Origin of the sequence: Stenotrophomonas sp. BIO128-Bstrain (assembly GCF_030128875.1) — a bacterium.
In the GTDB taxonomy this organism is placed as follows: Bacteria; Pseudomonadota; Gammaproteobacteria; order Xanthomonadales; family Xanthomonadaceae; genus Stenotrophomonas; species Stenotrophomonas bentonitica_A.
Genome location: NZ_CP124620.1, coordinates 3,952,501 through 3,977,732, shown reverse-complemented (window position 1 = coordinate 3,977,732; position 25,232 = coordinate 3,952,501). Strand labels below are relative to the sequence as shown.

The window sequence follows — 25,232 nt, the reverse complement described above, 5'->3', positions numbered from 1 at the left end:
CTTACTCGGCGGGGACGCCCATTTCCTTCAACAGCTCCGGCGCCGGGTAGACCTTGGCCAACAGCCAGCGCAGGTAGCGCATGTCCACGTGCACCGCGCGCTTGAAGCGCGGGTCGAACCACCAGCTGGCGCTGACCGACTCCCAGTTGCTGTCGAAGTTGAGGCCGATCAACTCGCCCTTGGCATTGAGCACCGGCGAGCCGGAGTTGCCGCCGGTGGTGTCCAGGTTGGTCAGGAAGTTGACCGTCTGGGTCTTGAGCACCGGATCGGCGGTGGAGCCGAAATCGCCCTTGGCGATCGCGGCCAGCAGCGGCTTGGGCGCATCGAACGGGTAGGCGTTGGTGTTCTTCTCCACGATCCCGGCCACGGTGGTCACCGGGTCGAAATGCACGGCATCGCGCGGCGAGAGCGCCTCGACCTTGCCGTAGCTGATGCGCAGCGTACGGTTGGCGTCGGGGTACACCGCGCGGCCCTGCTTGGCCCGCCAGGCGAACAGCGCCTGCATGTAGGCCGGGCGCAGGCGCAGCTGCTCGCCCTCGCGGGTCTTGCGCTCGTCATCCAGGCGCAGCTGCGCGGCCACCAGCGGACCGGCCAGGTCGATCAGCGGATCGCGCGCCAGTGCCTTGCCCTGCTGTGCGGCGGCAAATCGCGACAGGCGCTCGGCTTCGTCGCCCAGGCGGGTGCTGGCGTACAGCGTATCCAGGGTCTTGGCCAGCGCAGCCGGGGTACGGCCGAAGGCAGCGTCGAACTCGGGCACGCGCTGCGCGTCGGGCAGCTGCTGGTAACGGGTCAGCAGCGTGGTCAGCAGGGCTTTTTCGATGGCCGGATCGTAGCGGCGCTGGACCTGCTTGAGCACGCCTTCGATCAGCGCCAGATCGCGCTGCTGGTAGCCGCTGTCGCGCTCGGCGTCGGGCTTGGCCGATTCGATGCGCAGGCGCTCCAGGGTCAATGCCGAACGCAGCAGCTGGCTCTGCGCCGAGAGCAGGTCGAGCAGCAGATCGCGCTCCCCCACCGAGGCACCGCTGGACAGCGAGGTCAGCAGCGACTGGATATCGCCCTGGTACTTCGCATCGGTGGCCTGCAGCATCGCCGCTTCATCGGCGGCGCGCTGGGCCTTCGCATCGCTGCGCAGCAGGCCTTCCAGCTCGCCGGCGGCACGCTTGCGGTTGTTCTTCAGCGACTGCAGCTGCGAGGCGTACCGGGTACGCGCCTGCGCGTCCTTGGCACTGGCCGACTCGATGGTGTCGATCATCTGCTGGAACACCGACACGCGGCGCGGCAGCACCGCATCGATCTGGCTGGCGAATTCGGCGGCGGTGCGATGGCGGTAGGTGATGCCCGGGTAACCGGCCAACATCGCGTAATCGCCGGTCTTCGGGCCGTCGATCGCCATCTTCAGGTGCGCCGGCGGGTGGTAGGGCACGTTGTCCACGCTGTACGGCGCAGGCTTGCCGTCCTTGCCGACGTAGGCACGCAGCAGGGTGAAATCGCCGGTGTGGCGCGGCCACATGAAGTTGTCGATCTCATCGCCGTAGTTGCCGATCGCGCGCGGCGGCGCGTAGACCAGGCGCACATCGCTCAGCTCGAGCTGGCGGATGCGGTAGAAATCGGTGCCGTAGTACATGTCCGCCACGCTGCAGCGGATGTTGCCTTCCTTCTCGCACTCGGCCACCAGCTGCTTGCTGGCGCGGTCCACGGCATCGAAGTACGCCCGGCCAGTCTTGCCGCGCGCATCGCGCAGCACCTCATCGGTGACCTTGTCGAACCCGACCGTGACCAACACGCGGAAATCCGGATTGGCCGCGCGCTCGTCGCTGCGGCCCTTGGCGATGAAACCGTCGTTGATCAGGTTGTGCTCGGGCGAGGTGTTGTACTGGATCACGCCCATGGCGACATGGTGGTTGGTCAGCAGCAGGCCGTCGTCGGAGACGAACGAACCGGTGCCGCCCCCGGCCCGCACCACCGCGCTCAGCGGGGGCGCAGTGACGTTGGCCAGGTCGCCCGGGTTGCCCTTGAAGCCGGCCGCCTTCAGCGGTTTGGCCAGGTCCGGCAGCTGGGTCGGCATCCACATGCCTTCGTCGGCATGGGCGCCGGCGGCGAGGGTCAGGCCAAGCGCCAGCGCGGCGGTGAGGGGTTTGCGTGAAGACATGGGCACTTCCGGTACGTCAGAACAGCCCGAGACCTTAGCCACTGAGGCCCGGCAGGGCAACGGCCGATGGTCAGGGGCACCTGAACCACCGGCCGCGGCTTACTTCTCCCGCCGCCAGTTCAGCGACCCACGGTTCTCCACCGTGCTCGATTCCAGCTCCACGTCGAAGCCACGCCGCAGCAGGTACTTCAGCGTCAGTACCGAACCACTGCCGACCAGCGAGACGCCGTAGCCGATGTAGAGCTTGGGCGAGATGTACTTGCCGAAGCCGATCACCGAGCCGCCCAGCGCGCGCGACTGGCTCACGCCGGCATCGTCCAGGCCGAGCTTGGCCCCCAGCTGGGAAGCGAGCAGGCCACTGCCGGCCGACAGCGCCGCCGAGGCCGCGTTGACCTGCTGGGCCTGGTCGCTGCTGGCACCGGTGAGGCTGCGGCCCAGCACCAGGTAGGCCAGTGCTTCGGACTGCGACATGGCCGGGTCCGACCACACGTCCACGCGCGGCGACTGCGCCCGCCCGGTCACATCGATACCGGCAGTGATGTCGCCGACAGTGCGCTGGGCACGGATGTTGATGCGCGGATCGGAGACCGCGTTGTAGTTCCAGTTCAAGTTGCCGCGGGTGATGGTCAGATCCTGGCCGTAGGCCTTATAGCGGCCACTGACTTCGAGCCCGCCGTTGGCGGTCATCTCGCGTCCGGGGCGCGCCCACACCTGCATCTTGCCGGTCAGGGCGCCCTTCAACCCGAATCCGGCCATCTTGACCTGGTCGCCCAGGCTGACGGTCAGGTCCATGTCCAGCGGCGAACTGGGGCCCTCTTCCGGATCGACCGGGTCCAGCACCACCACGTCTTCGGAGACCGAGGTACCGCGATCCAGGCGCTCCAGGTCCAGGTCTGCTTCGGGCACATGCACCGTGCCGCGCAGCTGCATCGCGCTGCCGGCCAGGGTGAAGTCCAGGTTGGGGTTGGCCACCACGCGCAGTTCGCTGGTATTGGCCAGCAGCACGTTCTCGCCGTGGATATGCAGCTGCAGCGGCTGCGCGTCACCGAACCAGGACAGCCCGCCATCGACGTACAGCGTGCCCTTGCCGGAGTTGGCCTGGGCGGTGATCTTGGCCGAGCCATCCGGCTGTGCGGTGAAGCTGCCCTTGCCCTCGGCGAAGGTCAGGCCCAGCGCGGGGAATTCGCCATTGAACTTGCTCAACGTGGCTTCGCCCCCCAGCGAGGGCGTGCCACGGGTACCGCGCAGGCTGACGTGGCCTTCGATCAGCCCGGTCGGGCGCACGATGTCCGGGGAGAACAGTTCGAGCCAGTACAGGCGCGCGATGTTCATGTAGAGCTCGCCGGTCAGCGGTGCGTTGGCATCCCAGCCGGTCTGCACCTTGGCATCGACGAAGCCATCGCCCTGGAAGCCGACACCGAGCTTGGCGTTGATCTGCTGCGGGGTCATCTCCAGATTCACCGAGAACTGGTCGTAGCGCACCAGTTCGCCACGAGCGTTGTCGCCCAGGCGCACGCCGCCTTCGCGCGAGGTGACCGAGGCACTGCCTTCCCACGCGTTGCCGCGGGGGCGGATGCGCCCGTCCAGATTCACTTCACCGCGCAGGAAGATGCGGCGGCCGGACTGCGGCGGCAGCCAGGGCTGCACCAGCGCCAGCGGCAATGCATCGCCACGTACGAGCAGGCCTTCGCGCGGCCAGTTCGCGCTGGCGCACAGCGCACCACCGGTGGCCGCGCCCAGGCAGGCATCGCTCAGGGTGACGTTGCTGCCCTGCACGCTGAAGGTGGCCGGTGCACGCAGGCTCCAGGCATCGCCCTTCATCGGTGCGATGCGCAGCGCGGTCAGATCGCCACGCCAGCTCTGACCCTGCTGGCGCACGCCACCTTCCAGCGCAACAGCACCCAGCTCGTTCTTGGTCTGTGCATCAAGGCGCAGATTGGAGAGGCTGCCGCGTGCATTGACGTTGAGCGTGTCCAGCAGCATGCCTACCTGCAGCTTGCTGCCCTGCACCGCCAGCGTGCCGCTGTCGCCCTGCCATGGCAGGCGGCCCTTGATGCTGATCGCCTCGGCGCTCCAGTCGTCCCAGCGCAGGCCACTACCGACCAGGTCGGCGGTGATGTCCGGTGCGGTACGGGCGCCCTTGATCAGCACGTGGCCGCGCAGGCTGCCGGTGCTGTTGGGCAACAGGTCCGCCAGCTGCACCGGTTCCAGCTGTGCATCGATATCCAGGCGGTCACCGACCGAGCCCTTGGCGGTCAGGCGGCTGTTGCCCAGCGCGAGCCTGAGGTTGCCCTCGCCCTGCTCGCCGCGCAGGGCGAACTTGCCTTGGGCATCCAGCGCGCGCTTGCGCAGCGTGCCCTTGATGCCAGGTACATCGACGGTGGCTTCGTAGCTGCCGGCGGTACCGGCCGGACTGCCCGCGGGCGGCGGCAACTGGCGGCCCTTCGATGCGAACGAACCGGACAGCTTGCCGTCCCAGCCCGGCGCGAAGTAACCCGGATCGAAGCCGGCCAGTTTGGCGGCGACGTCCCAATCCAGCTGCGGTGCCCAGGCGACCTGGCCGGTGACATCCAGCGAGCCGCCCGGCGTGCTGGCCTGCAGCTGCTTGATCACGGCGGCCTGGTCGTTGCCGCGCACGTCGAACGTCAGGTCGGCGACCTGCTTCTCGCGCTCAACCGAGGCACGGCCAACCGCCGCCCAGGCCTTCAGCGTGCCGGCCAGGCCCATGCGCGCTTCCTTGAGCGTCACCGGCACCGGCGCAGCGGCGCCCGGGGTGGTGGTATCGGCGGCGGGCACGAAGGTCAGGTCGTTGGCGACGACGGAGAACCGCAGGCTCGCGTTTTCCTTGTCGGTGAAATCGGCGATGCCTTCCAGCCGCGCCTGGCCACCGAAGCCTTTCACCTGCAGCGGCGCCACGGTCAGCACCTGGTCGGCCAGGCCGACCTTGGAGGGCGCCAGTTCCACCGCGATGTCGCCCTGCTTGAAGCTGCCCTGCAGATTGGCCTGGCCGCCCTTGCCGTCGGCCTGCACATCCAGCGCCATCGGCGTGCTGGTGCTCGCGTCCATCCCCGGCACCAGCAGTGCCAGGTCGAGTTCCTTGCTGCGTGCGGTGAGTTTCCAGACCGGATCGGTGCGGCCATCAAAGACCAGGCTGGCCTGCAGCGGCGCCGGTGCGTTGCCGGCGATCGCCACTTCCATGTGCCCCAGGTCGCCGCGTGCGACCAGCCCCAGCCGCGCCGGGGTACGCCCGCGCGGGGCCGGCATCAGCGCGCCGATGGTGATGTCGGTGTCGTAATCGCTGCGCGGCAGATAACGGCCGTCCACGCGGAAATCGCCCATGTCGCTGTCGACCTTGAGCTGGGTCGCGCGGAATTCGCCATTGGCGATCTCCACGCCACCGCGCACCTTGGCGATGTCGATCAGCGGCTGCTGCGCCTGGGTGATGCGGAAGCCATCGATGATGATCGTGTCGGCCTGGATCGCCAGGGGCATTTCGATCTGCGGCAGCGAGTCCGGCCAGGAGGGCAGCTCGAACGGCTCATCGCTCTTGGCCAGGTTCAGCGTCGCGTTCTTGATCTGCAGGGCATCGAGCTGCAGCTTGCGACCCAGCAGCGGGCGGATGTCCGGATCCAGATAGGCGCGCTCGGCGGTGAAATGGATATCGTCGTAGCGGAAGTCCAGATCGTGCAGCACCAGCGGCCCGGCGACGGGACCATCCACCTTGCTCCATGTCAGCGACGCGCCGACCGGCAAGCGCGCGACCACCTGCGCCAGCAGCACATCGCGGCCGGCCACGGTCTGCAGCAGCCAGTACACCAGCAGCAGCGCGAGCAGCACCAGGCCGAGCACGGTGAAGCCGGACCACGCCCAGAAGCGGCGCCTGCGGTAGAAACGCACGCGCGGCGGCGGCGGGGTGGCGGGTGCGGAAGGCGTCGGCGTGCTCACAGGTCCGCTCCGATGTTCAGGTACAGCTGGAACTGCGAATCCGGGTTGTTCAGGCCGTGCGCGATATCCACGCGCACCGGGCCCACCGGCGATTTCCAGCGCACGCCGAAGCCCACGCCGGTGTGCAGATCGATGGTGTTGTCGAACGCGCTGCCGGTATCGACGAACACCGCCGCGCCCCACGGCCCGCCCTTGAAGTAATGCTCATACTCGGCCGAGCCGACTACCAGGTTCTTCGCGCCGAGCGCGTACTTGTCCGGCGGTGCGGTGCGCGGGCCGACTTCGCGGAAGGCATACCCGCGGATGCTGCGGTCGCCACCGGCGAAGAAGCGCAGGCTCGGCGGCATCGCCACCAGGTCGCTGGTCCAGGTGGTGCCGCCTTCGCCGCGCAGGATCAGGCGGTCGGTGTCGCCGATCGGCACATACCAGCGCAGCACCATATTGGCCTGCACGAAGCTGGTGTCCGACCCGGCGCCTTCGATGCCGCCGCGCAGCGTCGCGCTGCCACTCAGGCCACGACGCGGGAACATCTCATCGTCAACGTTGACGTAGTCGGCCACCAGCTGCGGGTAGACCAGCGTGGAGGTGTTGTAGACCGCATCGGTGAACTCGGTGCCCGAAGCGTAACGCCAGCGCTCGCGCAGGGCGTTGATCGAGGCGATCGCGGTCCAGTACTCGTTGATCTCGCCACTGCGGCTGGCCGACAGCTTGAAGTTGCGCAGGTCGATGTAGTCGGTCTGCTCGTCATACGCGCTGGCGGTGAACGCATACCAGCCATCGAGCCAGTTGAAGGCCGGAATGCGGTAGCTGGTGACCAGGCTCTTGCGCTTCTGCGCATAGTCGAGCTGGGTGTTCATCTTGTGCCCGCGGCTGTTGAGGAAACGCCGCTCCAGGCCGCCGCGCACACCGGCGCCACTCTCGCTGCCATAGCTCAGGCCGGCGGTGTAGATCGTGCGCTTGGCGCGGGTGAGGTTGACGTCCACCGGCACATCGCCGTTCTCATCGGCCTGGTCCGGGCGCGGCTGGATGTCGATCACGCTGAAGTAATCCAGCTTGGTCAGTGATTCGCGCAGGCGGTCCAGCTTGCCTTCGTGGAAGTAGCTGCCTTCGTCCCAATAGACCAGCGGGTCGAACAGCTTGTCGACGAAGTAATCCTGGTGGAAGCGGATTTCGCCCATGTTGTAACGGCGGCCGCTGTCCCAGGTGAGATCGACGTCGGCCGCGTTCTCGGCACGGGTGATCTGGACCTGGCGCTGGGTGAAGTCGGCATCGAAGTAACCACGTTCGGCCAGGCGCCGGGTCACCCGGATCTTGCTGGCTTCGTACTCGGTGTGCTCGAAGCGCTGGCCCTTGCGCGGCTTGAAGTTCTCCAGGTCTTCCTGGAGGTACTGGTCCAGCTGGGCCGGGCCGGTGATGTCGATGTGCTCGCGACGGACCACGGTCGGCGGGCCCTTGTCGACCTGGATCACCACGCGCAGGTTCTCGCCTTCGCGGGGGCTTTCCACCGTGATGGTCGGGTTGTAGTAGCCGAACGGTTCCAGCGCCTCGCGGGTCTGGCGCTCGGCCTGGGACAACAGGTACTCCAGCCGCGACTCGCCCTGGACCTTGCCGATGGTGTCGTACAGGGACAGCGAGACCTCGATGTTCTCGATCATCTCGGCGTCGTCGCCCTTGTCCAATCCTTTGATGTCCACTTTCTCGATGGTCCCCCGTGCATGTGCCACCGAGACGGTGGCAAAGGACAGGAACATCAGCGGAAGGGCGAATTTCGTTGGCTGCATGGCGACAGCATAACGGGCCATCGCGAGCATGCGAAATCGGCGTGGCTGTTTCAGAACGGCGGTGAAGAAGCCGTTAAATTCCGCGAGAAAGTCGCCAGCGTCAGGTCGGCCCGGATCGATGACAGCACGGTGTCGGACAGAAGCGTCCGCGACATCGGACGAGGCATCCGGCACGCCGCCTGCGCACGGCATCGCCTCGTCCCACACACGCGGAAGGCGCGAGCCGCCGAAGCCGTCGCGCCTTCCGGAGAACCGTGGGGCACCGCGCCCCGCAGCGTCAGTTGGACAGGTGTTCGATCGCCGCCACGCTGCCCAGGCGGTCGCCCAGGCGCTTGAGCAGGGCCAGGCGATTGGCCCGCAGCGCGGGGTCCTCGGCATTGACCATCACCGCATCGAAGAACGCATCCACCTGCGGGCGCAGGCGCGCCAACCGGTTCAACACGCTCACGTAGTCCTTCTGGTGCAGGCTGGCGTTGCTGTCATCGATGGCCGCTTCCACCGCTTCGGCCAGTTCGCTCTCGGCCGGTTCGGCCAGCAGCGCCGGGTCGATCATGCCCGGGATGTCGCCCTCGGCCTTGCGCAGGATGTTGCGGATGCGCTTGTTGGCCGCGGCCAGTGCTTCCGCTTCCGGCAGCGCGGCAAAGGTGCCGATGGCATCGATGCGGCGGTCGAAGTCGTACAGCGAGACCGGCTTCAGCTCGGCGACCGCGTTGAAGTGCGTGGCCGGCACGCCCTTGTCGGCGTAATAGCCGCGCAGACGATCGATCACGAAGTCGTACAGCTCCTGCGGCAGCGCCTCGGTCTTGCGCTCGGCACTGGGCTGCACGCCCGCCGGCAGACCGGCGATGGCGGTGGCAACCAGCGCGCGCAGATCCAGATCGAACCCGCTCTCGATCACCGTGCGGGCCAGGCCCAGCGCATTGCGGCGCAGCGCGAACGGATCCTTGTTGCCGGTCGGCTTCAGGCCTGCGGCAAAGCCACCGGCCAGCGTGTCCAGGCGCTCGGCGATGGCCAGCACCTTGCCCAGCGGCGAGAGTGCGATGTCATCGCCACCGAAGCGCGGCTGGTAGGCCTCGTCGATGGCCAGCGCGACCTCGGGCGACTCCCCGCCGACCACGGCGTAATGCCGGCCGGCGATGCCCTGCAGTTCCGGGAACTCGTTGACCATGCGCGACTGCAGGTCGTTCTTGGCCAGCAGCGCCGCGCGCCTGGCCAGCACCGGGTCCACGCCGACCTGCGGCGCGATGGCCTCGGCCAGTGCGGCAACGCGGGCGACCTTGTCGGCCACCGAACCCAGCTTGGCCTGGTAGGTGACGGTCTTCAGTCCGTCGCCCATGGCTTCCAGGCCCTGCTTCAGATCTTCGTCGAAGAAGAACTTGGCATCGGAGAAACGCGGACGGATCACGCGCTCGTAGCCCTTGGCCACTTCGGCCACGTCCTTGGATTCGATGTTGGCGATGCCGATGAACTTCTCGGTCAGCGTGCCGCCGGCATCGAGCACCGGGAAGAACTTCTGGTTGATCTCCATCGTCTCGATCAGCGCTTCCTGCGGAACCGCCAGGAACTCGCGCTCGAAGCTGCACAGCACCGGCGCCGGCCATTCGACCAGATTGACCACCTGCTCCAGGTTGTCCGGGGTGATGCGCGCCTGGCCGCCGGCCTGCGCGGCCGCCGCGTTGACCTGTTCGACGATGCGCGCGCGGCGCGCGTCGGCATCGACCAGCACGTAGGCGGCCTGCAGCGAGGCGACGTAGTCCTCCGGCGCGCTCAGCCGCACGGTCTTGTCGTGCATGAAGCGATGGCCGCGACTCATGCGGTCGGCCTTCAGGCCCAGCACCTCGGCCTCGATGATGTCCGGGCCGTGCAGCAGCACCAGCCAATGCACCGGTCGGGCGAAGCCGTAGGTGTGGCTGCCCCAGCGCATGGGCTTGGGAATCGGCATCGCCGCGATCGCCTCGCGCAGGATCTCCGGCAGCAGGGTCGCGGTGCGCGCGCCCGGCGTGGTGGAGCGGTGCACGAAGCGCTCGCCCTTGGCATCGGTGGTGCGCTCCAGCGCGGTCCAGTCGATCCCGGCCTTGGCGGCGAAGCCCTGCAGCGCCTTGGTCGGCTGACCCTCGGCATCCAGCGCGATGTTCAGGTACGGGCCCAGCACTTCGCTGTGCTGTTCCGGCTGCTCAACAGCCACGCCGGGCAGCAGCACGGCCAGGCGGCGCGGGGTCGACAGCGGCTTGGCATCGCCACGTTCGATGGCCACGCCACGCTTGGTCAGGCCGTCGACGATGCCATCGAAGAAGGCCTGGGCCAGGCCCGGCAGCGCCTTGACCGGCAATTCTTCGGTACCCAGTTCAATCAGCAGCGGCTGCATCGTGCTCATGCCTGCACCTCCTTGGCGGCGACGGCTTCCAGGCGCTTGGCCTCGTACAGCCTGGCCACGGCCTGGGCCAGCGCGCGCACGCGCAGGATGTAGCGCTGGCGCTCGGTCACGCTGATCGCGCGGCGCGCATCCAGCAGGTTGAAGGCATGGCTGGCCTTGCAGACCTGCTCATAGGCCGGCAGCGGCAGGCCGACATCGACCAGCTTCTGCGCCTCTTTTTCGCAGGCATCGAAGCGATGGAACATTTCATCCACGTCGGCGTATTCGAAGTTGTAGGTGCTCTGCTCGATCTCGTTCTGCAGGTACACATCGCCGTAGGTGACCGGGGTGCCATCCGGACCGTAGGTCCAGATCAGGTCATAGACGTTGTCGCAGTTCTGCAGGTACATGCACAGGCGCTCCAGACCGTAGGTGATCTCGCCGAGCACCGGCTTGCATTCCAGGCCACCGGCCTGCTGGAAGTAGGTGAACTGGGTGACTTCCATCCCGTTCAACCACACTTCCCAGCCCAGGCCCCAGGCACCGAGGGTCGGCGATTCCCAGTTGTCCTCGACGAAGCGCAGGTCGTGCACCAGCGGGTCGATACCCAGCGCCTTGAGTGAATCCAGATACAGCTGCTGGATGTTGTCCGGGCTCGGCTTCATCGCCACCTGGTACTGGTAGTAGCGCTGGAGGCGGTTGGGGTTCTCGCCGTAGCGGCCGTCGGTCGGGCGGCGCGAAGGCTGCACGTACGCGGCGTTCCAGCTTTCCGGGCCGATCGAGCGCAGGAAGGTGGCCGGGTGGAACGTACCGGCACCGACCTCCAGGTCCAGCGGCTGGATCAGCACGCAGCCCTGCTGCGCCCAATACTGGTTGAGGGTCTGGATCAGGCCCTGGAAAGTGATCGGAACGCTCTTCGTGACGGACATGCGGCGGATTCTTGCCTGCAGGAGGGGTGCGCTAGTATAGCGACCGACCGCACGGGCCTTCCGTGCCTTGGGGAATTGGAGGATGGATCCACGCCTGCCCGCGGCCATTGCCCGTGTTCCTGCGCCGGCCGTGCCCCTGCCGCACGGCCGCCTGGACTTCGACCAGGTCGCTGCAGCACTGGTCGCCGATGGCCTGGTCGCCCCTGCCGATCTGGAGCGGATCCGCTTCTCCGCCCCGGGCGCACGCAATGCCAGCGAGGTCCATCCACTGGTTCTGCTGGCCAACCTGAAGCTGGGCGCCAGCGGCGGCGGTGAACTCGGCCTGGAGCGCCTCAGCGAATGGCTGGCCCAGCGCGCGGGCGTGCGCTACCTGCGGGTGGACCCGACCCGTGTCGACGTCTCGGCGGTCACCGCCCTGGTCTCCCATGCCTATGCCCGCCGCCACCGCTTCCTGCCGCTGGCCGTGGACAGCGAGCGCGTGCTGGTCGCCACCAGCGAACCGCTGGCCCAGGAGTGGCTGCGCGACCTGCAGCACCTGAGCCGCCGCCGGATCGAGCTGGCGATGGTCAATCCGCTGGATCTGCACCGCTACACCATGGAGTTCTACGGGGTGACGCGCTCGGTACGCGGCGCCCGCGGCGATGTCCGGGGCGAGGCCAGCAGCACCCTGCCCAGCTTCGAGCAGCTGGTCGAGCTGGGCCGGGCCGGCGACGTCAACGCCGACGACCAGCACATCGTGCACATCGTCGATTGGCTGCTGCAGTACGCCTATGAGCAGCGCGCCTCGGACATCCACCTGGAGCCGCGCCGCGACATGGGCCGCATGCGCTTCCGCATCGATGGGGTGCTGCACAAGGTGTTCGAGGTGCCGCCGGCGGTGATGACCGCCGTGGTCAGCCGCATCAAGGTGCTGGGCCGGATGGACCTGGCCGAGCGTCGCCGCCCGCAGGATGGCCGCATCAAGACCCGTTCGCCGGGCGGGCGCGAAGTGGAAATGCGCCTGTCGACCATGCCCACCGCGTTCGGCGAAAAGTGCGTGATGCGCATCTTCGACCCGGATGCGGCGTTCAAGAGCATCGACCAGCTGGGTTTCAGCCCGCAGGAAGCGGCTGGCTGGAGCGCCCTGGTCGAGCGCCCGCACGGCATCGTGCTGGTCACCGGGCCGACCGGCTCGGGCAAGACCACCACCCTGTATTCCACGCTGAAGCGGCTGGCCACACCGGACGTGAATGTCTGCACGGTGGAAGACCCGATCGAAATGATCGCGCCGGAATTCAACCAGATGCAGGTGCAGACCAACATCGATCTGGACTTCGCCAGCGGCGTGCGCACCCTGCTGCGGCAGGACCCGGACATCATCATGATCGGCGAGATCCGCGACCTGGAGACCGCGCAGATGGCGGTGCAGGCCTCGCTGACCGGCCACCTGGTGCTGTCCACCCTGCACACCAACGATGCGCCCTCGGCGATCACCCGCCTGCTGGACCTGGGGGTGCCGCACTACCTGCTCGCCTCCACCCTCAACGGGGTATTGGCCCAGCGCTTGGTGCGCACCCTGTGCACCCACTGCAAGGTGCCCACGGTGCTCTCGGCCGAGCAATGGGCGGTGTTGGCTGATGCCGATGCGGCATTACCTGAGGCACCCACGCCATATGCACCGGTCGGCTGCATCGACTGCCGGCGCACCGGTTTTCTCGGCCGCGTGGGCCTGTATGAGTTGCTGCCATTGGGTTCCAGCCTGCGTCGGCACATCCGCGCGGACATGGATCTGGCCGCCTTCAACCGTGCCGCACGTGCTGAAGGGGTACGAACCCTGCGCCGCGCAGGGCTTGAAAAGGTAGCGGCAGGGCTGACTACAATCGAGGAAGTCCTCTCGGTCCTGCCTCCCCCGGATGAATTCCGCCCCGTTCCTGATTCTTGAAACCGGCCAACCCGTCGCCTCGCTGCGCCGCTACGGGCGGTTTTCGCACTGGATCCGGGTCGCGGCCGGGCTCGACGCCGACGAGACCGTGGTGGTCGATGTCGAGCACGGCGGCACCCTGCCCAGCCACCGCGATTTCGCCGGCGTGATCGTGAGCGGCTCGGCCGCCTATGTCACCGACCGCGCCGACTGGAGCGAGCGCAGCGCGCAATGGCTGCGCGATGCTGCCCACGACGACCGCCCGGTGTTCGGCATCTGCTACGGCCACCAGCTGCTGGCCCACGCGCTGGGCGGCGAAGTCGCCTACAACCCGGCGGGCCGCGAATCGGGCACGATCGAGCTGGCGCTGGATCCGTCAGCGATCGACGATCCGCTGTTCAGTGGCCTGCCCGCGCGCTTCCCGGCGCACGCCACCCACCTGCAGACGGTCCTGCGCGCCCCCGAGGGCGCGGCGATCCTGGCGCGCTCGGCGCAGGACAACTGCCACGCCTTCCGCTGGGGCGCGCATGCCTGGGGCGTGCAGTTCCACCCCGAGTTCGCCACCCACCACATGCGCGGCTATGTCCGCGCCCGCGCCGAGTGCATCCGCCAGCACGGCGGCTGCGCGCGCCGCGTCGCCCGCGAGGTCAGCGCCGCGCCGCTGGCCCGCCAACTGCTGCGCCGTTTCGTCCGCCAAGCGCGCAACGCCTGAGGCGAGCACCGGCAAGGCACCGGGCGCAACGCAGCGTCCGCGCCGCGCTGGGCGGCCTTCAGGTCACGCGCCGGGAAAACAGGGATAATCGACCGCAATCGGGCGTTCGCGCCTCCTCCCCTGTCCCCGGAATGTTATGAGCGAGATTCGCAAGCTGCCGGCCTCCGCCGGCGCGGAATGGCTGGTGTCGGGTTTCACCCTGCTGCGCAAGGCGCCGCTGGCGCTGGGCCTGCTCGGCGTGATCTGGGCCGTGGCCGCGTTGCTGGTGATGTCGCTGGCGATGGTGAGCCCGGCGCTGAGCACGCTGGCGCAGCTGTTGATGGCACTGGCCGGCCCGCTGTTCTTCGGCGGCCTGGTCTGGGCCGTGCGCGAAGTCGACCAGGGCCGCGTGGCGCAGCCTGCGCACCTGCTGCAGGGCCTGCATGAAGGCCGCGCCCTGAACCTGCTCGCCTCGCTGCTGCCGCAGCTGGTGGCCGGCCTGTTCCTGGGCGTGCTGCTGCTGGTGCTGATCGGCAGCAGCGGCCTGCAGCACCTCAGCGAGGTGATGGTCCAGCTCAACACGATCAGCCAGTCCGGCGCGCAGCCGGACCCGGCCCAGATCGAAGAACTGATGGCGAGCCTGCCGGCGATGCGCATCCTGCTGTGGCTGGCGCTGGTGGTGGTCACCTTCCTGGCCATGGCGCTGGCGCTGTTCACCCTGCCGCCGCAGGTGATGTTCGAGCACCGCAACGGTCTGCAGGCGATGCGCCTGAGCCTGCGCGCATGCCTGCACAACGTGCTGGCGATGCTGGTGTTCTTCCTGCTCGCCTTCGTGGCGGTGTTTGCGATCTACTTCGGCGTGATGCTGGTGGCCCTGATCGCGCAGCTGATCGGCGGCACCATGCTCGCCCTGTTCGTCGCGCAGCTGCTGCTGATGGGCGTGGTGATGCCGGTGTTCGCCGGTGCCATCTACACGGCGTGGAAGCAGATGTTCGGCCAGCAGGGGCCGCAGACCCCGCCGCCGATGCCCGGCCCGAACAACGTGTTCGCGGCCTGATCAAAACAAAACCCCGGCCAAGGCCGGGGTTTTTGTTTGTGCCTCACTCCGGCTGTGCTTTCCCACCGGGGCGTGGCACCAGCCAGCGTGCCGCATGGATGCCCAGTTCGTAGAGCAGGCACATCGGAATGGCCAGCATCAGCTGCGAGACCACGTCCGGCGGCGTCAGCACCGCGGCCAGCACGAAGATGCCGACGATCGCGTAACCGCGGCCTTCCTTGAACTGCTGCGGCGTGATCCAGCCCAGCAGCACCAGGATCACCATCGCCACCGGCAGCTCGAAACTGGTGCCGAAGGCGAAGAAGATCGCCAGCACGAAATCCAGGTAAGCCGTTGCGTCCGGAGTGATCGCGATCACCTCCGGGCGGAACGTGGTCAGGAAGTGGAACACCGCCGGCAGCACCAGGAAGTACGCGAACGCGCAGCCCAGATAGAACAGCAGGACCGACGAGGCCAGCAACGGCACGGCCAGGCGTTTTTCGCGGGCATACAGGCCCGGTGCCACGAACGACCACAGCTGGAACAGCAGCCACGGCACGGCGATGAACACCGCCACGAAGAAGGTCAGCTTCAACGGCGCGAAGAAGGCACCCGCAGGATTGGTCGCGATCATCGTCTGCCCGTTCGGCAGCTGCGAGATCAGCGGTTCGGCGACCATCGTGTAGATCTGACGCGAGAACGGCATCAGCCCCAGCAGCACGACGCCCAGGCCGATCAACGCGCGCACCAGGCGCGCACGCAGTTCAATCAGGTGTTCAACCAGCGAGCTCTCGCTGCTTTCATGCTCGCTCATCGCGGTGCCTCGTCGTTCGGCGGCGTGGGCGTGGGCGCAGGCGCCGCGGTATCCGTCGATGGCGGCAGCGGTGCCGACACGTCCGCACGGGGCGCACTGCCATCGATCCCGGGCGGGGCCATCGCATCGCGCGGCGGCTCGACCTCATCGGTCGCCACCGCATGCTGGGCCACGCTGGCCGGAGAACCCGGCACCGGGCCGGTCATCACCGGCGCGTCGTCCGCGGCGGCGACGACGCCCTCGCCGTGACGCGCCACGTCCTGGCGCATCTGCTCGGCCTCGCGGCGCACCGCTTCGCCGCTGGCGCGCAGCTGCGACTCGGTATCGCGTACCGAAGACTTCACATCATCGAACTGGCGCTTGATCTCTTCGGCATGCAGCTCGCGCTCGAGCTCCTGCTTCACCGAATCCCACTGGTTGCGGGCACGGCGTACCCACAACCCGGCGAAGCGGGCCGCCTTGGGCAGCCGCTCGGGGCCGAGCACGACCAGGGCCACCACCGCGATGACCAGCAGTTCACTGAAACCGATATCGAACACGCCAAGCCGCCCGGATCAGCGCGGGTCGCGGTCGTGCTCGGTCTGCGACGTCGTCGTCGAGTCCTGCGGACGCGAACTGTCGCTGAGCTGCGCGTTCGGCTTGTCCTCGTCGCGCATGCCCTTCTTGAATTCCTTGACGGCGCTGCCAAGGTCCTTGGCGCCGCTGGTCAGTTTCTTGGTGCCGAACACCAGCAGAACGATGACCAGCACGACCAACCAATGCCAGATGCTGAAACTGCCCATGAGCCGCTCGCGTTACGTAGTGATCAGACGGTTGAGCATAGCGCACCGGCGGTAAGCCGGCGCGCGTGACAAAAGTCAGTTGCCGTCCAGCGATTCGGTACGGACTTCACCGTCGCCGACCGGCTGGAAGCCCTGCTGCGGGGCCGGCTGTGCCGGCACGGACTGCAGCGGGGCGGTGGTCGCGCCCGCAGCGGCCGGGGCCGGTGCCTGTTCAGGTCGAACCGGCACGGTGGCCGCGCGCGGCGCCGGGGCGGGGGCCGGGGCACTGCCTGCGGTCCCGCGCTTTTCACGGGCGGTGTAGGTGGCTTCTTCCAGACGGTCACGGAAGGCGACCACATCTACCGACGGCGGCTCGCCGACGCGGCCTTCGAAGACCATGCGCGGCGTGGTGTTGCTGCCGTAGGCATCCAGGTTGGCGGCATCGTCGATCTGCAGCACGGCGCCATCCAGCGCCACACCGGCGAACAGCCCGCGGGCGCGCGACCAGGACCAGATTTCGGCCTTCAACTGGCCATCGGTGGCGGCCGCGGCGTTGCGGCCGACCGGACCGGCGGCGACACCGGCATCGGCGCCCAGGGTGAATTTGCCGTTGACGAGATTGTCCAGGCTGCGGTCATTGCGGAACACGAGCACCACGTCGGAGGACTGTACACCGGCCTGGAAGCCGATGCTGCCGCCGGTGAGCTTCACGAACACCGGGTTGGACCAGCTGCCGTCGGGCGTCTTGACCGACATCAGGCCGTGGCCGCGACGGCCACCGATCACCAGGCCGGCTTTGATGGTGTCAGGGATGACGACGACCGCGCGACCTTCGTCGAGCAGCTTGTCGGGAATCCCCTGCTCGGGGATGCCCTGGATTTCATTCAGGACGCGCACGGCATTGCGGGCGCGCTGGTCCTCCTGTGGCCCGGCCATGGCCTGGGTCGACAGCAGGCTGGCGGTGATCAGCAGTACAAGGCTGAGGCGGCGCATGGGTGGGCTCCAGAAAGTCGATTCATACAAGATAGCGGCACGTTCGACCGGGGTCGATACGCTTCTGGACGTTAGAAGCCCGGCGATGAATCGGCAATGAGTATTCCGGGCTATCGATATGCCTGCTGGATCGTGTTCATCATCCAAATCCATCCCGCCAATCGCGCAGACCTGCGAGAATGGCGACATGCTCGACGCACCCGACACCGCCGTGCTGGCGGTCAATCTAGGCACGCCCGAGACGCCAACCGCCCCGGCGGTGCGTCGCTACCTGGCTGAGTTCCTCAGCGATCCGCGCGTGGTCGCGATTCCGCCACTGTTCTGGAAACCCTTGCTGTACGGGCTGATCCTGCCATTGCGCAGTGGTCGATCGGCCGCCAAGTACGCCCAGGTCTGGCTGCCGGACGGCTCCCCGCTGATGGTCTACACCCGCCGGCTGGCCGAGGCCATGCAGGGCCTCATGCCGGACCTGCGGGTGCGTCATGCGATGCGCTACGGCGCGCCGGCGCTGCCGGCCGAGCTGGATCGGCTGGCCGCCGAGGGCATCAAGCGGATCGTGGTGCTGCCGCTGTATCCCCAGTATTCGACCACCACCACCGCCTCCATCGAGGACCAGGTGCGCGAGTGGCAGCCGGCACATCCCGGCGTCACCGTGACCCTGGTGCGCGATTACGCGGTCGATCCGGACTGGGTCGCCGCCGTCGCCGGCAGCATCCGCCAGTGGTGGGAGCACCACGGACGCGGCGAGAAGCTGGTGTTCTCTTTCCATGGCATCCCGCAGCGCCTGGCCGATGCCGGCGATCCGTATCCGCAACGCTGCGAGGCCAGTGCGCGGGCGATCGCGCAGGCCCTGGAGCTGACCGACGATGCCTGGCAGTTGACCTACCAGTCGCGGTTCGGCCGCGAGAAGTGGCTGCAGCCCTATGCCGAGCCCACCCTGTGGGCAATGGCGGACAGCGGCGTGCGCAGCATGGACGTGGTCTGCCCTGGCTTTGCCACGGACTGCCTGGAAACGCTGGAGGAAGTGGCGATGGGCTTTACCGAAACCGTGGCCCAGCGCGGCGCGACCATGCGCTACATCCCCTGCCTCAACGATGCGCAGGCGCATGCACTGGCGCTGTCGCGACTGAGCATAGCGGCGCTGGCATGACCCTGCAGCCGTTCTCCCTGGCGGTTGCCGGCACCACCGTGGCCGGCCTGCGGTCGCCTGTGAGCGGTGGCCTGCGTGTGCTGGCGCTGCACGGCTGGCTCGACAACGCGGCCAGCTTCGTGCCGTTGGCCGCGCAGCTGCCCGGGCTCGAGCTGGTGGCGATCGATCTGCCCGGGCACGGCCACAGCGCGCATCTGCCGCCCGGCACGCAATACAACACACCCGGTGCGATCTGCCATGTCCTTGAGGTCGCCGATGCGCTGGGCTGGGATCGCTTCGTGCTGCTCGGCCATTCGATGGGCGCGGGCATCGCCAGCCTCACCGCAGCGGCCGCACCTGAGCGCGTGGAGCGCCTGATCGCGATCGAGGCGCTCGGCGGCCTGCGCGGTCCGGAGAATGAGACAGCACAGCGTCTCCGCGAACACGTGCGCGCCGCGCGTGCACTGGCCACCCGAAGGCTGCGTGTGTTCCCCGATCTGGCCGCTCCGATCCGCGCCCGCATGATGGCCAACCAGCTCAGCGAGCCGTGCGCGCGCCTGCTGGTCGAACGTGGCGTCAAACCGGTCGAGGGCGGGTACAGCTGGTGCAGCGATCAACGCCTGATGCTGCCCACCGCGATGCGCCTGAGTGAGGCGCAGATCGACGACCTGCTCGCCGCGATCGAGTGCCCGACCCAGGTGATCTACGCCACGCCGGCGCAGCCGTATTACCCCGAGCCGCTGCGCAGCCAGCGCATCGGCCTGTTGCGCGAAGGCCGCCTGGCCGTGTTCCCGGGCACCCATCACCTGCACATGGAGCACCCGCAGGGGGTGGCCGAGGTGATCCAGGGCTTCCTCGCCGGGTAAGCCCTGCACGGTGCGACACACGGTCGCACTCAACTTATCCCGGCAGCGACCGATACCGAGGGTGCAGGCGATTTTCTCGACTGCACTGTCGTCGCTTGCTCCGCCGTTGCGAAGCCGCGCATCACCCAGGCTTCTAGGGAACGTCGTCGCAATGCCGGATTGGCCGTGCCATCGCCCACAGGACCGGGCCATGCCGGCGGTGATCGCCACCGCCGACGCGGCGTTCGCTGTGTGCCCCCTACGCGCCTCCCTGCTTCCTTTCGCTGCTGCGCCCATCGGGATCGCCGGTGAGGGGTGCGGCACCCGCCTGTGCGCGCGAGCGCCGCAGGATTTCTGCTTTCTGTTGATTCTGGAGCCGCCATGTCCGCCCTTCCCGTTGCCTCGACCCGCCCACCCGATCTGCTGCGCACGCGCACGGCCCGACCGTTCGCGGACGCGGCCTGTCTGATCACCTCAGGGCTGCTGATCGTCGCCGCCGTGATCGCTGCGGTCTGGCAGCGGCAGCCCTGGGCGCTGCTTCCGGTCGCGATCGCGGGGCTGCTGCTGGGCCTGGTGGCGCTGCGTGTGAGGCAGCAGGGTCATGCCCTGCGGCAGGCAGAGACGCGAGCGCTTTCGCTGGCCGCAGAGGCGGCGCGCGCGCAGGCGCGCGACAGCGTCGACCACGCCCACGATGCCCAGGTGCGGCAGGCGCTGGATGTCTCCCGCACGGCGATGATGATTGCCGACAACGACCACGTGATCCGCTACGTCAACCAGTCGGTGGTGACGCTGCTGCGCAACCAGCAGGCCAGTCTGCGCGAGGCCTTCCCCGATTTCGACGCCGAGCGCCTGGTTGGCAGCAGCATCCACCGTTTCCATGCCAACCCGGACCGGATCCGCGGCATCCTCAACACCCTGATGGCCACCCATCATGGCCGCGTGCGGATCGGCCCGGTGCATTTCGCCCAAGTAGTGACGCCGGTGTTCGATGCGCAGGGCCAGCGGCAGGGCTTCGCGGTGGAGTGGCATGACCGTACCCACGAGCTGTTGCTGGAGAACGCCGTGGCCGACATCGTCGAGGCGGCCAGCAAGGGCGACCTTGATCGTCGCCTGCAGGCCACCGACGGCGGCGCCGGCTTCCTCAATGGCCTGACCGGCGGCATCAACCAGTTGCTGGACAGTGTTGGTGGTACGGTCGGCGAGATCCGCCGCATGCTTTCCGCGCTGGCCGACGGCGACCTGGACCAGCGCATGCGCGGCGACTTCCACGGCTCGTTCCAAGCCATGCAACGCGATGCCAACGCGACCGCCGAACAGTTGACCGCGATGGTCGAGCGGATCAAGCGGTGCACCGGCTCCATCTCGCTGGCCGCCAGTGAGATCGCCAGCGGCAACGATGACCTCTCCGAGCGCACCGAACGCCAGGCCGCACATCTGGAGGAAACCGCCGCCTCGATGGAAGAGCTGACCTCGACCGTCCGCCAGAACGCCGAGCATGCGCGCCAGGCCAGCGCGCTGGCCCACGGCGCACATGACGTCGCCACGCGCGGCAGCCAGGTGGTGGGCCAGGTGGTGACCACCATGGACGCCATCCAGAGCGCCTCCCACCGGATCGGCGACATCATCCGGGTGATCGACGGCATCGCCTTCCAGACCAACATCCTGGCACTCAACGCGGCGGTGGAAGCCGCGCGCGCCGGCGAGCAGGGCCGGGGCTTCGCCGTGGTCGCCAGCGAAGTGCGCAGCCTGGCGCAGCGATCGGCCGAAGCGGCCAAGGAGATCAAGGGCCTGATCGAGGCCTCCGTGGAGCAGGTCGCCGAGGGCGCCCGTCTGGTCCAGGACGCCGGACAGACCATGGGCGAGATCGTGACCCGCGTCGCCAGTGTCAGCGGCATCATGGCCGAGATCTCTTCTGCGTCGCAGGAGCAGGCGGCCGGCATCGACCAGGTCAACCAGACCGTGGCGCAGATGGACGATGCCACCCAGCAGAACGCGGCGCTGGTCGAGGAAGCCAGTGCAGCGGCGCGGTTGCTGGAAGCGCAGGCAGCCGACCTGACCCAGGCGGTCGCGGTGTTCCGCCATCAGGAACAGGCCTACCGCGCAGCCGCAGTAGCCTGATCGGCGTCAGTCCAGCACGCGCCGCGGCGCGTCCTGCAGTCAGGCGGCGATGCCTTCGACCGCCTGGCTGAAGGCATCGCGATCGTTGCGCTCGGTGGCGTCGCCCAGATGCGGCGTCGCCAGTACGTTTCGCTGGAGAACGGCGTCTGCTTCGATGCCGCGAGGTTCACGCCGGCGGCCTCTGCATGGCCGGCATCCAGGCTCGGACGCCACGCACTGACCTGCATGCCGACTGCCGGGCCGATCCGCAAGACGCGCTGGCGGATCCCGCCCAGTCCGGGCAGCCCCAGGCGTGCGCCGTGCAGATCACGACCGACGCTCTGCTGCCACGGTCCTTGCTCACGCAGCGCGTTCGCCTGCGGCACCAGTTGCCGCATCACCGACAGGATCAGCACCCAGGTCAGTTCCACGGCCGGTTCGGGATGGCTGTCGGCTCCGCACACGGCCAGGCCTTGCGCCTTCGCGGCGGCGACATCGATCGCGGCATTGCGCATGCCGCTGGGGATCAGCAGGCGCAGGTGGGGCAGCATGGCCAACAGCACGGCGGTGCTCGGCGTGCGCATGCGCATCACCCCCCGTGTCCCGGCATCCTGCGAGTGCGGTCACCAGCGCATCCCCGGTGTGGGGCGTCGTCGGCGTGCGTATCTGCACGGCATCGCCGGCGTACGTATCTGCACCGCATCGCCGAGCCGGTACCAATCGGCGGACGAGATTGCCACGCCCGGGTAGTCGTCGAGAATCACGCAGGTCAGCGGCGTGGAGTTGTCCGTCATCAGCAGCCATGACGATACGTCTGCATGGCGACGTGCTTTACAGACAGCTGCGCCAGACACCGGCAGGGCGTGCCTGGGTTGCTGGAAGGTGGCGGGACAAGGCGCTGAATCGCGGACAAAAAGAAAACCCCGCTGCGTGAGCAGCGGGGTTTTCGGGGTAAAAACCCTGGCGATGACCTACTCTCGCATGGCTTAGGCCACACTACCATCGGCGCAGCTGCGTTTCACTTCCGAGTTCGGGATGGGATCGGGTGGTTCCACAGCGCTAATTTCACCAGGGAGACAGTTGGAGCGTCGCCATCCTAAGGAACGGATAAGGCGCCTGCCTCTCGTAAGTCTTGTGACGTAGCGTGCACTTGGGATCTATCGACATGTCATGTCGGCCAAGGCAACTTGAGGTTATATGGTCAAGCCACACGGATCATTAGTATCAGTTAGCTCAATACATTGCTGTACTTACACACCTGACCTATCAACCACATAGTCTATATGGTTCCTTCAGGGGGCTTGTGCCCCGGGAGATCTCATCTTGAGGCGCGCTTCCCGCTTAGATGCTTTCAGCGGTTATCGCTTCCGAACATAGCTACCCGGCAATGCCACTGGCGTGACAACCGGAACACCAGAGGTTCGTCCACTCCGGTCCTCTCGTACTAGGAGCAGCCCCTCTCAAATCTCCAACGCCCATGGCAGATAGGGACCGAACTGTCTCACGACGTTCTGAACCCAGCTCGCGTACCACTTTAAATGGCGAACAGCCATACCCTTGGGACCGACTACAGCCCCAGGATGTGATGAGCCGACATCGAGGTGCCAAACACCGCCGTCGATATGAACTCTTGGGCGGTATCAGCCTGTTATCCCCGGAGTACCTTTTATCCGTTGAGCGATGGCCCTTCCATACAGAACCACCGGATCACTAAGTCCTAGTTTCCTACCTGCTTGATCCGTCGATCTTGCAGTCAAGCACGCTTATGCCTTTGCACACAGTGCGCGATGTCCGACCGCGCTGAGCGTACCTTCGAGCTCCTCCGTTACTCTTTAGGAGGAGACCGCCCCAGTCAAACTACCCACCATACACGGTCCCCGATCCAGATTATGGACCTAGGTTAGAACGTCAAGCACGACAGGGTGGTATTTCAAGGATGGCTCCACCACAGCTAGCGCCATGGTTTCATAGCCTCCCACCTATCCTACACAGACGAACTCAACGTTCAGTGTAAAGCTATAGTAAAGGTTCACGGGGTCTTTCCGTCTTGCCACGGGAACGCTGCATCTTCACAGCGATTTCAATTTCACTGAGTCTCGGGTGGAGACAGCGCCGCTGTCGTTACGCCATTCGTGCAGGTCGGAACTTACCCGACAAGGAATTTCGCTACCTTAGGACCGTTATAGTTACGGCCGCCGTTTACTGGGGCTTCGATCAAGAGCTTCGCCTTGCGGCTGACCCCATCAATTAACCTTCCAGCACCGGGCAGGCGTCACACCCTATACGTCCACTTTCGTGTTTGCAGAGTGCTGTGTTTTTGATAAACAGTCGCAGCGGCCTGGTTACTGCGGCCCTCTTCAGCTATAGCTCGCATGAGCCACCAAAAAGGGCGCACCTTCTCCCGAAGTTACGGTGCCATGTTGCCTAGTTCCTTCACCCGAGTTCTCTCAAGCGCCTGAGAATTCTCATCCTACCCACCTGTGTCGGTTTACGGTACGGTCTGCGTAAGCTGAAGCTTAGGAGCTTTTCCTGGAAGCGTGGTATCAGTGACTTCGTCTTAAAGACTCGTCTCGGTGCTCGGTCTTAAAGGATCCCGGATTTGCCAAAGATCCAAACCTACCGCCTTTCCCCCGGACAACCAACGCCGGGTACACCTAACCTTCTCCGTCCCTCCATCGCACTTACGCGAGGTGCAGGAATATTAACCTGCTTCCCATCGACTACGACTTTCGTCCTCGCCTTAGGGGCCGACTCACCCTGCGCCGATTAACGTTGCGCAAGGAAACCTTGGGCTTTCGGCGTGCGGGTTTTTCACCCGCATTATCGTTACTCATGTCAGCATTCGCACTTCCGATACCTCCAGCAGACTTCTCAATCCACCTTCAACGGCTTACGGAACGCTCCTCTACCGCGTACATATAAATATGCACACCCCAAGCTTCGGTTCACTGCTTAGCCCCGTTAAATCTTCCCCGCAGACCGACTCGACCAGTGAGCTATTACGCTTTCTTTAAAGGGTGGCTGCTTCTAAGCCAACCTCCTGGCTGTCTGTGCCTTTCCACATGGTTTTCCACTTAGCAGTGAATTTGGGACCTTAGCTGTGGGTCTGGGTTGTTTCCCTTTTCACGACGGACGTTAGCACCCGCCGTGTGTCTCCCATACAGTCCGTCTCGGTATTCGGAGTTTGCAATGGTTTGGTAAGTCGCGATGACCCCCTAGCCATAACAGTGCTCTACCCCCGAGAGGATACATATGAGGCGCTACCTAAATAGCTTTCGAGGAGAACCAGCTATCTCCGGGTTCGATTAGCTTTTCACTCCTAATCACAGCTCATCCCCGTCTTTTGCAACAGACGTGGGTTCGGGCCTCCAGTACCTGTTACGGCACCTTCACCCTGGCCATGACTAGATCACCCGGTTTCGGGTCTACTGCCCGCGACTATGCGCCCTTATCAGACTCGGTTTCCCTTCGCCTCCCCTATACGGTTAAGCTTGCCACGAACAGTAAGTCGCTGACCCATTATACAAAAGGTACGCAGTCACTCTTTCGAGCTCCTACTGCTTGTACGCACACGGTTTCAGGATCTATTTCACTCCCCTCTCCGGGGTTCTTTTCGCCTTTCCCTCACGGTACTGGTTCACTATCGGTCGGTCAGTAGTATTTAGCCTTGGAGGATGGTCCCCCCATGTTCAGACAGGGTTTCACGTGCCCCGCCCTACTCGTCTTCACTGGAGTGGCCCTTTTAAATACAGGGCTATCACCTTCTATGGCCAGCCGTTCCAGGCTGTTTTTCTAGAACCATTCCAGCT

The 25,232-nt window shown here is 66.4% G+C and carries 16 protein-coding genes and 2 rRNA genes (1 of these 18 running past the window's edge); 6 read left to right on the top strand and 12 right to left on the bottom strand.

What is annotated here, in order from left to right:
* Position 1: 1 nt before the first annotated feature.
* From POS15_RS18080 to glyQ, 5 genes are all read right to left on the bottom strand, one after another.
* On the bottom strand, positions 2-2,149 hold the full coding sequence (locus POS15_RS18080; protein WP_284128618.1) for a S46 family peptidase: 2,148 nt from the start codon (positions 2,147-2,149) through the stop codon (positions 2-4).
* Positions 2,150-2,248: 99 nt separating this feature from the next.
* Positions 2,249-6,094 carry a translocation/assembly module TamB domain-containing protein gene (locus tag POS15_RS18075; RefSeq protein WP_284128617.1) on the bottom strand — a complete coding sequence of 1,282 codons (3,846 nt, stop codon included), beginning with the start codon at positions 6,092-6,094 and terminating at the stop codon, positions 2,249-2,251.
* Entirely contained in the window at positions 6,091-7,875 is a 1,785-nt protein-coding gene (locus POS15_RS18070; RefSeq protein WP_172838077.1) for an autotransporter assembly complex family protein, read from the bottom strand. Before POS15_RS18070 ends, POS15_RS18075 begins: the two co-directional genes overlap by 4 nt.
* Before the next feature lie 277 nt (positions 7,876-8,152).
* Positions 8,153-10,249, bottom strand: coding sequence for a glycine--tRNA ligase subunit beta (glyS, locus tag POS15_RS18065; RefSeq protein WP_284128616.1), 2,097 nt, complete (start codon positions 10,247-10,249; stop codon positions 8,153-8,155).
* The gene (glyQ, locus tag POS15_RS18060) at positions 10,246-11,157 is read right to left on the bottom strand and encodes a glycine--tRNA ligase subunit alpha (RefSeq protein WP_070426246.1); all 912 of its coding nucleotides are present in this window, start codon (positions 11,155-11,157) and stop codon (positions 10,246-10,248) included. Before glyQ ends, glyS begins: the two co-directional genes overlap by 4 nt.
* A gap of 82 nt (positions 11,158-11,239) precedes the next feature.
* On the opposite strand from glyQ, the gene POS15_RS18055 reads away from it, so the two are divergent.
* The 3 genes from POS15_RS18055 (at position 11,240) to POS15_RS18045 (ending at position 14,805) form a co-directional block, all read left to right on the top strand.
* Positions 11,240-13,078 carry a GspE/PulE family protein gene (locus POS15_RS18055; RefSeq protein WP_046272963.1) on the top strand — a complete coding sequence of 613 codons (1,839 nt, stop codon included), beginning with the start codon at positions 11,240-11,242 and terminating at the stop codon, positions 13,076-13,078.
* Positions 13,050-13,769, top strand: a complete 720-nt coding sequence (locus tag POS15_RS18050) for a glutamine amidotransferase (protein WP_019185590.1) — start codon at positions 13,050-13,052, stop codon at positions 13,767-13,769. Before POS15_RS18055 ends, POS15_RS18050 begins: the two co-directional genes overlap by 29 nt.
* 136 nt (positions 13,770-13,905) lie before the next feature.
* A complete protein-coding gene (locus tag POS15_RS18045; RefSeq protein WP_266083394.1) occupies positions 13,906-14,805 on the top strand; it encodes a BPSS1780 family membrane protein in 900 nt (299 codons plus the stop codon).
* A 43-nt stretch (positions 14,806-14,848) separates the two neighbouring features.
* Here POS15_RS18045 and tatC read toward each other — a convergent pair whose 3' ends face one another.
* The 4 genes from tatC to POS15_RS18025 form a co-directional block, all read right to left on the bottom strand.
* Positions 14,849-15,598 (bottom strand): twin-arginine translocase subunit TatC, encoded by a 750-nt coding sequence (gene tatC, locus POS15_RS18040; RefSeq protein WP_019185588.1) that lies wholly within the window; start codon positions 15,596-15,598, stop codon positions 14,849-14,851.
* Complete coding sequence (gene tatB / locus POS15_RS18035; protein WP_284128615.1) at positions 15,595-16,137, bottom strand: Sec-independent protein translocase protein TatB; 543 nt, start codon at positions 16,135-16,137, stop codon at positions 15,595-15,597. Before tatB ends, tatC begins: the two co-directional genes overlap by 4 nt.
* 15 nt (positions 16,138-16,152) lie before the next feature.
* Positions 16,153-16,380: a Sec-independent protein translocase subunit TatA gene (gene tatA, locus POS15_RS18030; protein ID WP_019185586.1), complete on the bottom strand. Its 228-nt coding sequence runs from the start codon at positions 16,378-16,380 to the stop codon at positions 16,153-16,155.
* A gap of 75 nt (positions 16,381-16,455) precedes the next feature.
* Positions 16,456-17,352, bottom strand: coding sequence for a YSC84-related protein (locus POS15_RS18025; protein ID WP_019185585.1), 897 nt, complete (start codon positions 17,350-17,352; stop codon positions 16,456-16,458).
* A gap of 187 nt (positions 17,353-17,539) precedes the next feature.
* On the opposite strand from POS15_RS18025, the gene hemH reads away from it, so the two are divergent.
* The 3 genes from hemH (at position 17,540) to POS15_RS18010 (ending at position 21,444) form a co-directional block, all read left to right on the top strand.
* On the top strand, positions 17,540-18,502 hold the full coding sequence (gene hemH, locus POS15_RS18020; RefSeq protein WP_284128614.1) for a ferrochelatase: 963 nt from the start codon (positions 17,540-17,542) through the stop codon (positions 18,500-18,502).
* The gene (locus POS15_RS18015) at positions 18,499-19,347 is read left to right on the top strand and encodes an alpha/beta hydrolase (protein ID WP_284128613.1); all 849 of its coding nucleotides are present in this window, start codon (positions 18,499-18,501) and stop codon (positions 19,345-19,347) included. The genes hemH and POS15_RS18015 overlap by 4 nt, the downstream gene beginning before the upstream one ends.
* Positions 19,348-19,707: 360 nt before the next feature.
* Entirely contained in the window at positions 19,708-21,444 is a 1,737-nt protein-coding gene (locus POS15_RS18010) for a methyl-accepting chemotaxis protein (RefSeq protein ID WP_284128612.1), read from the top strand.
* Here POS15_RS18010 and POS15_RS18005 read toward each other — a convergent pair.
* From POS15_RS18005 to POS15_RS17995, 3 genes are all read right to left on the bottom strand, one after another.
* Positions 21,420-22,007 (bottom strand): NAD(P)-dependent oxidoreductase, encoded by a 588-nt coding sequence (locus tag POS15_RS18005; RefSeq protein ID WP_284128611.1) that lies wholly within the window; start codon positions 22,005-22,007, stop codon positions 21,420-21,422. The genes POS15_RS18010 and POS15_RS18005 overlap by 25 nt on opposite strands.
* A gap of 374 nt (positions 22,008-22,381) precedes the next feature.
* Positions 22,382-22,496, bottom strand: a 5S ribosomal RNA gene (gene rrf, locus POS15_RS18000).
* A 124-nt stretch (positions 22,497-22,620) separates the two neighbouring features.
* Positions 22,621-25,232: ribosomal RNA gene (locus POS15_RS17995) — 23S ribosomal RNA — on the bottom strand (it continues 267 nt past the right edge of the window).

Coding starts and splice junctions, on each gene's coding strand:
- POS15_RS18080 (WP_284128618.1), bottom strand. CDS start 2,149: ATGTCTTCACGCAAACCCCTCACCGCCGCGCTGGCGCTTGGCCTGACC.
- glyS (WP_284128616.1), bottom strand. CDS start 10,249: ATGAGCACGATGCAGCCGCTGCTGATTGAACTGGGTACCGAAGAATTG.
- POS15_RS18005 (WP_284128611.1), bottom strand. CDS start 22,007: ATGCGCACGCCGAGCACCGCCGTGCTGTTGGCCATGCTGCCCCACCTG.
- POS15_RS18050 (WP_019185590.1), top strand. CDS start 13,050: ATGAATTCCGCCCCGTTCCTGATTCTTGAAACCGGCCAACCCGTCGCC.
- POS15_RS18015 (WP_284128613.1), top strand. CDS start 18,499: ATGACCCTGCAGCCGTTCTCCCTGGCGGTTGCCGGCACCACCGTGGCC.
- tatA (WP_019185586.1), bottom strand. CDS start 16,380: ATGGGCAGTTTCAGCATCTGGCATTGGTTGGTCGTGCTGGTCATCGTT.
- hemH (WP_284128614.1), top strand. CDS start 17,540: ATGCTCGACGCACCCGACACCGCCGTGCTGGCGGTCAATCTAGGCACG.
- POS15_RS18070 (WP_172838077.1), bottom strand. CDS start 7,875: ATGCAGCCAACGAAATTCGCCCTTCCGCTGATGTTCCTGTCCTTTGCC.
- POS15_RS18025 (WP_019185585.1), bottom strand. CDS start 17,352: ATGCGCCGCCTCAGCCTTGTACTGCTGATCACCGCCAGCCTGCTGTCG.
- POS15_RS18055 (WP_046272963.1), top strand. CDS start 11,240: ATGGATCCACGCCTGCCCGCGGCCATTGCCCGTGTTCCTGCGCCGGCC.
- POS15_RS18045 (WP_266083394.1), top strand. CDS start 13,906: ATGAGCGAGATTCGCAAGCTGCCGGCCTCCGCCGGCGCGGAATGGCTG.
- POS15_RS18010 (WP_284128612.1), top strand. CDS start 19,708: ATGTCCGCCCTTCCCGTTGCCTCGACCCGCCCACCCGATCTGCTGCGC.
- tatC (WP_019185588.1), bottom strand. CDS start 15,598: ATGAGCGAGCATGAAAGCAGCGAGAGCTCGCTGGTTGAACACCTGATT.
- glyQ (WP_070426246.1), bottom strand. CDS start 11,157: ATGTCCGTCACGAAGAGCGTTCCGATCACTTTCCAGGGCCTGATCCAG.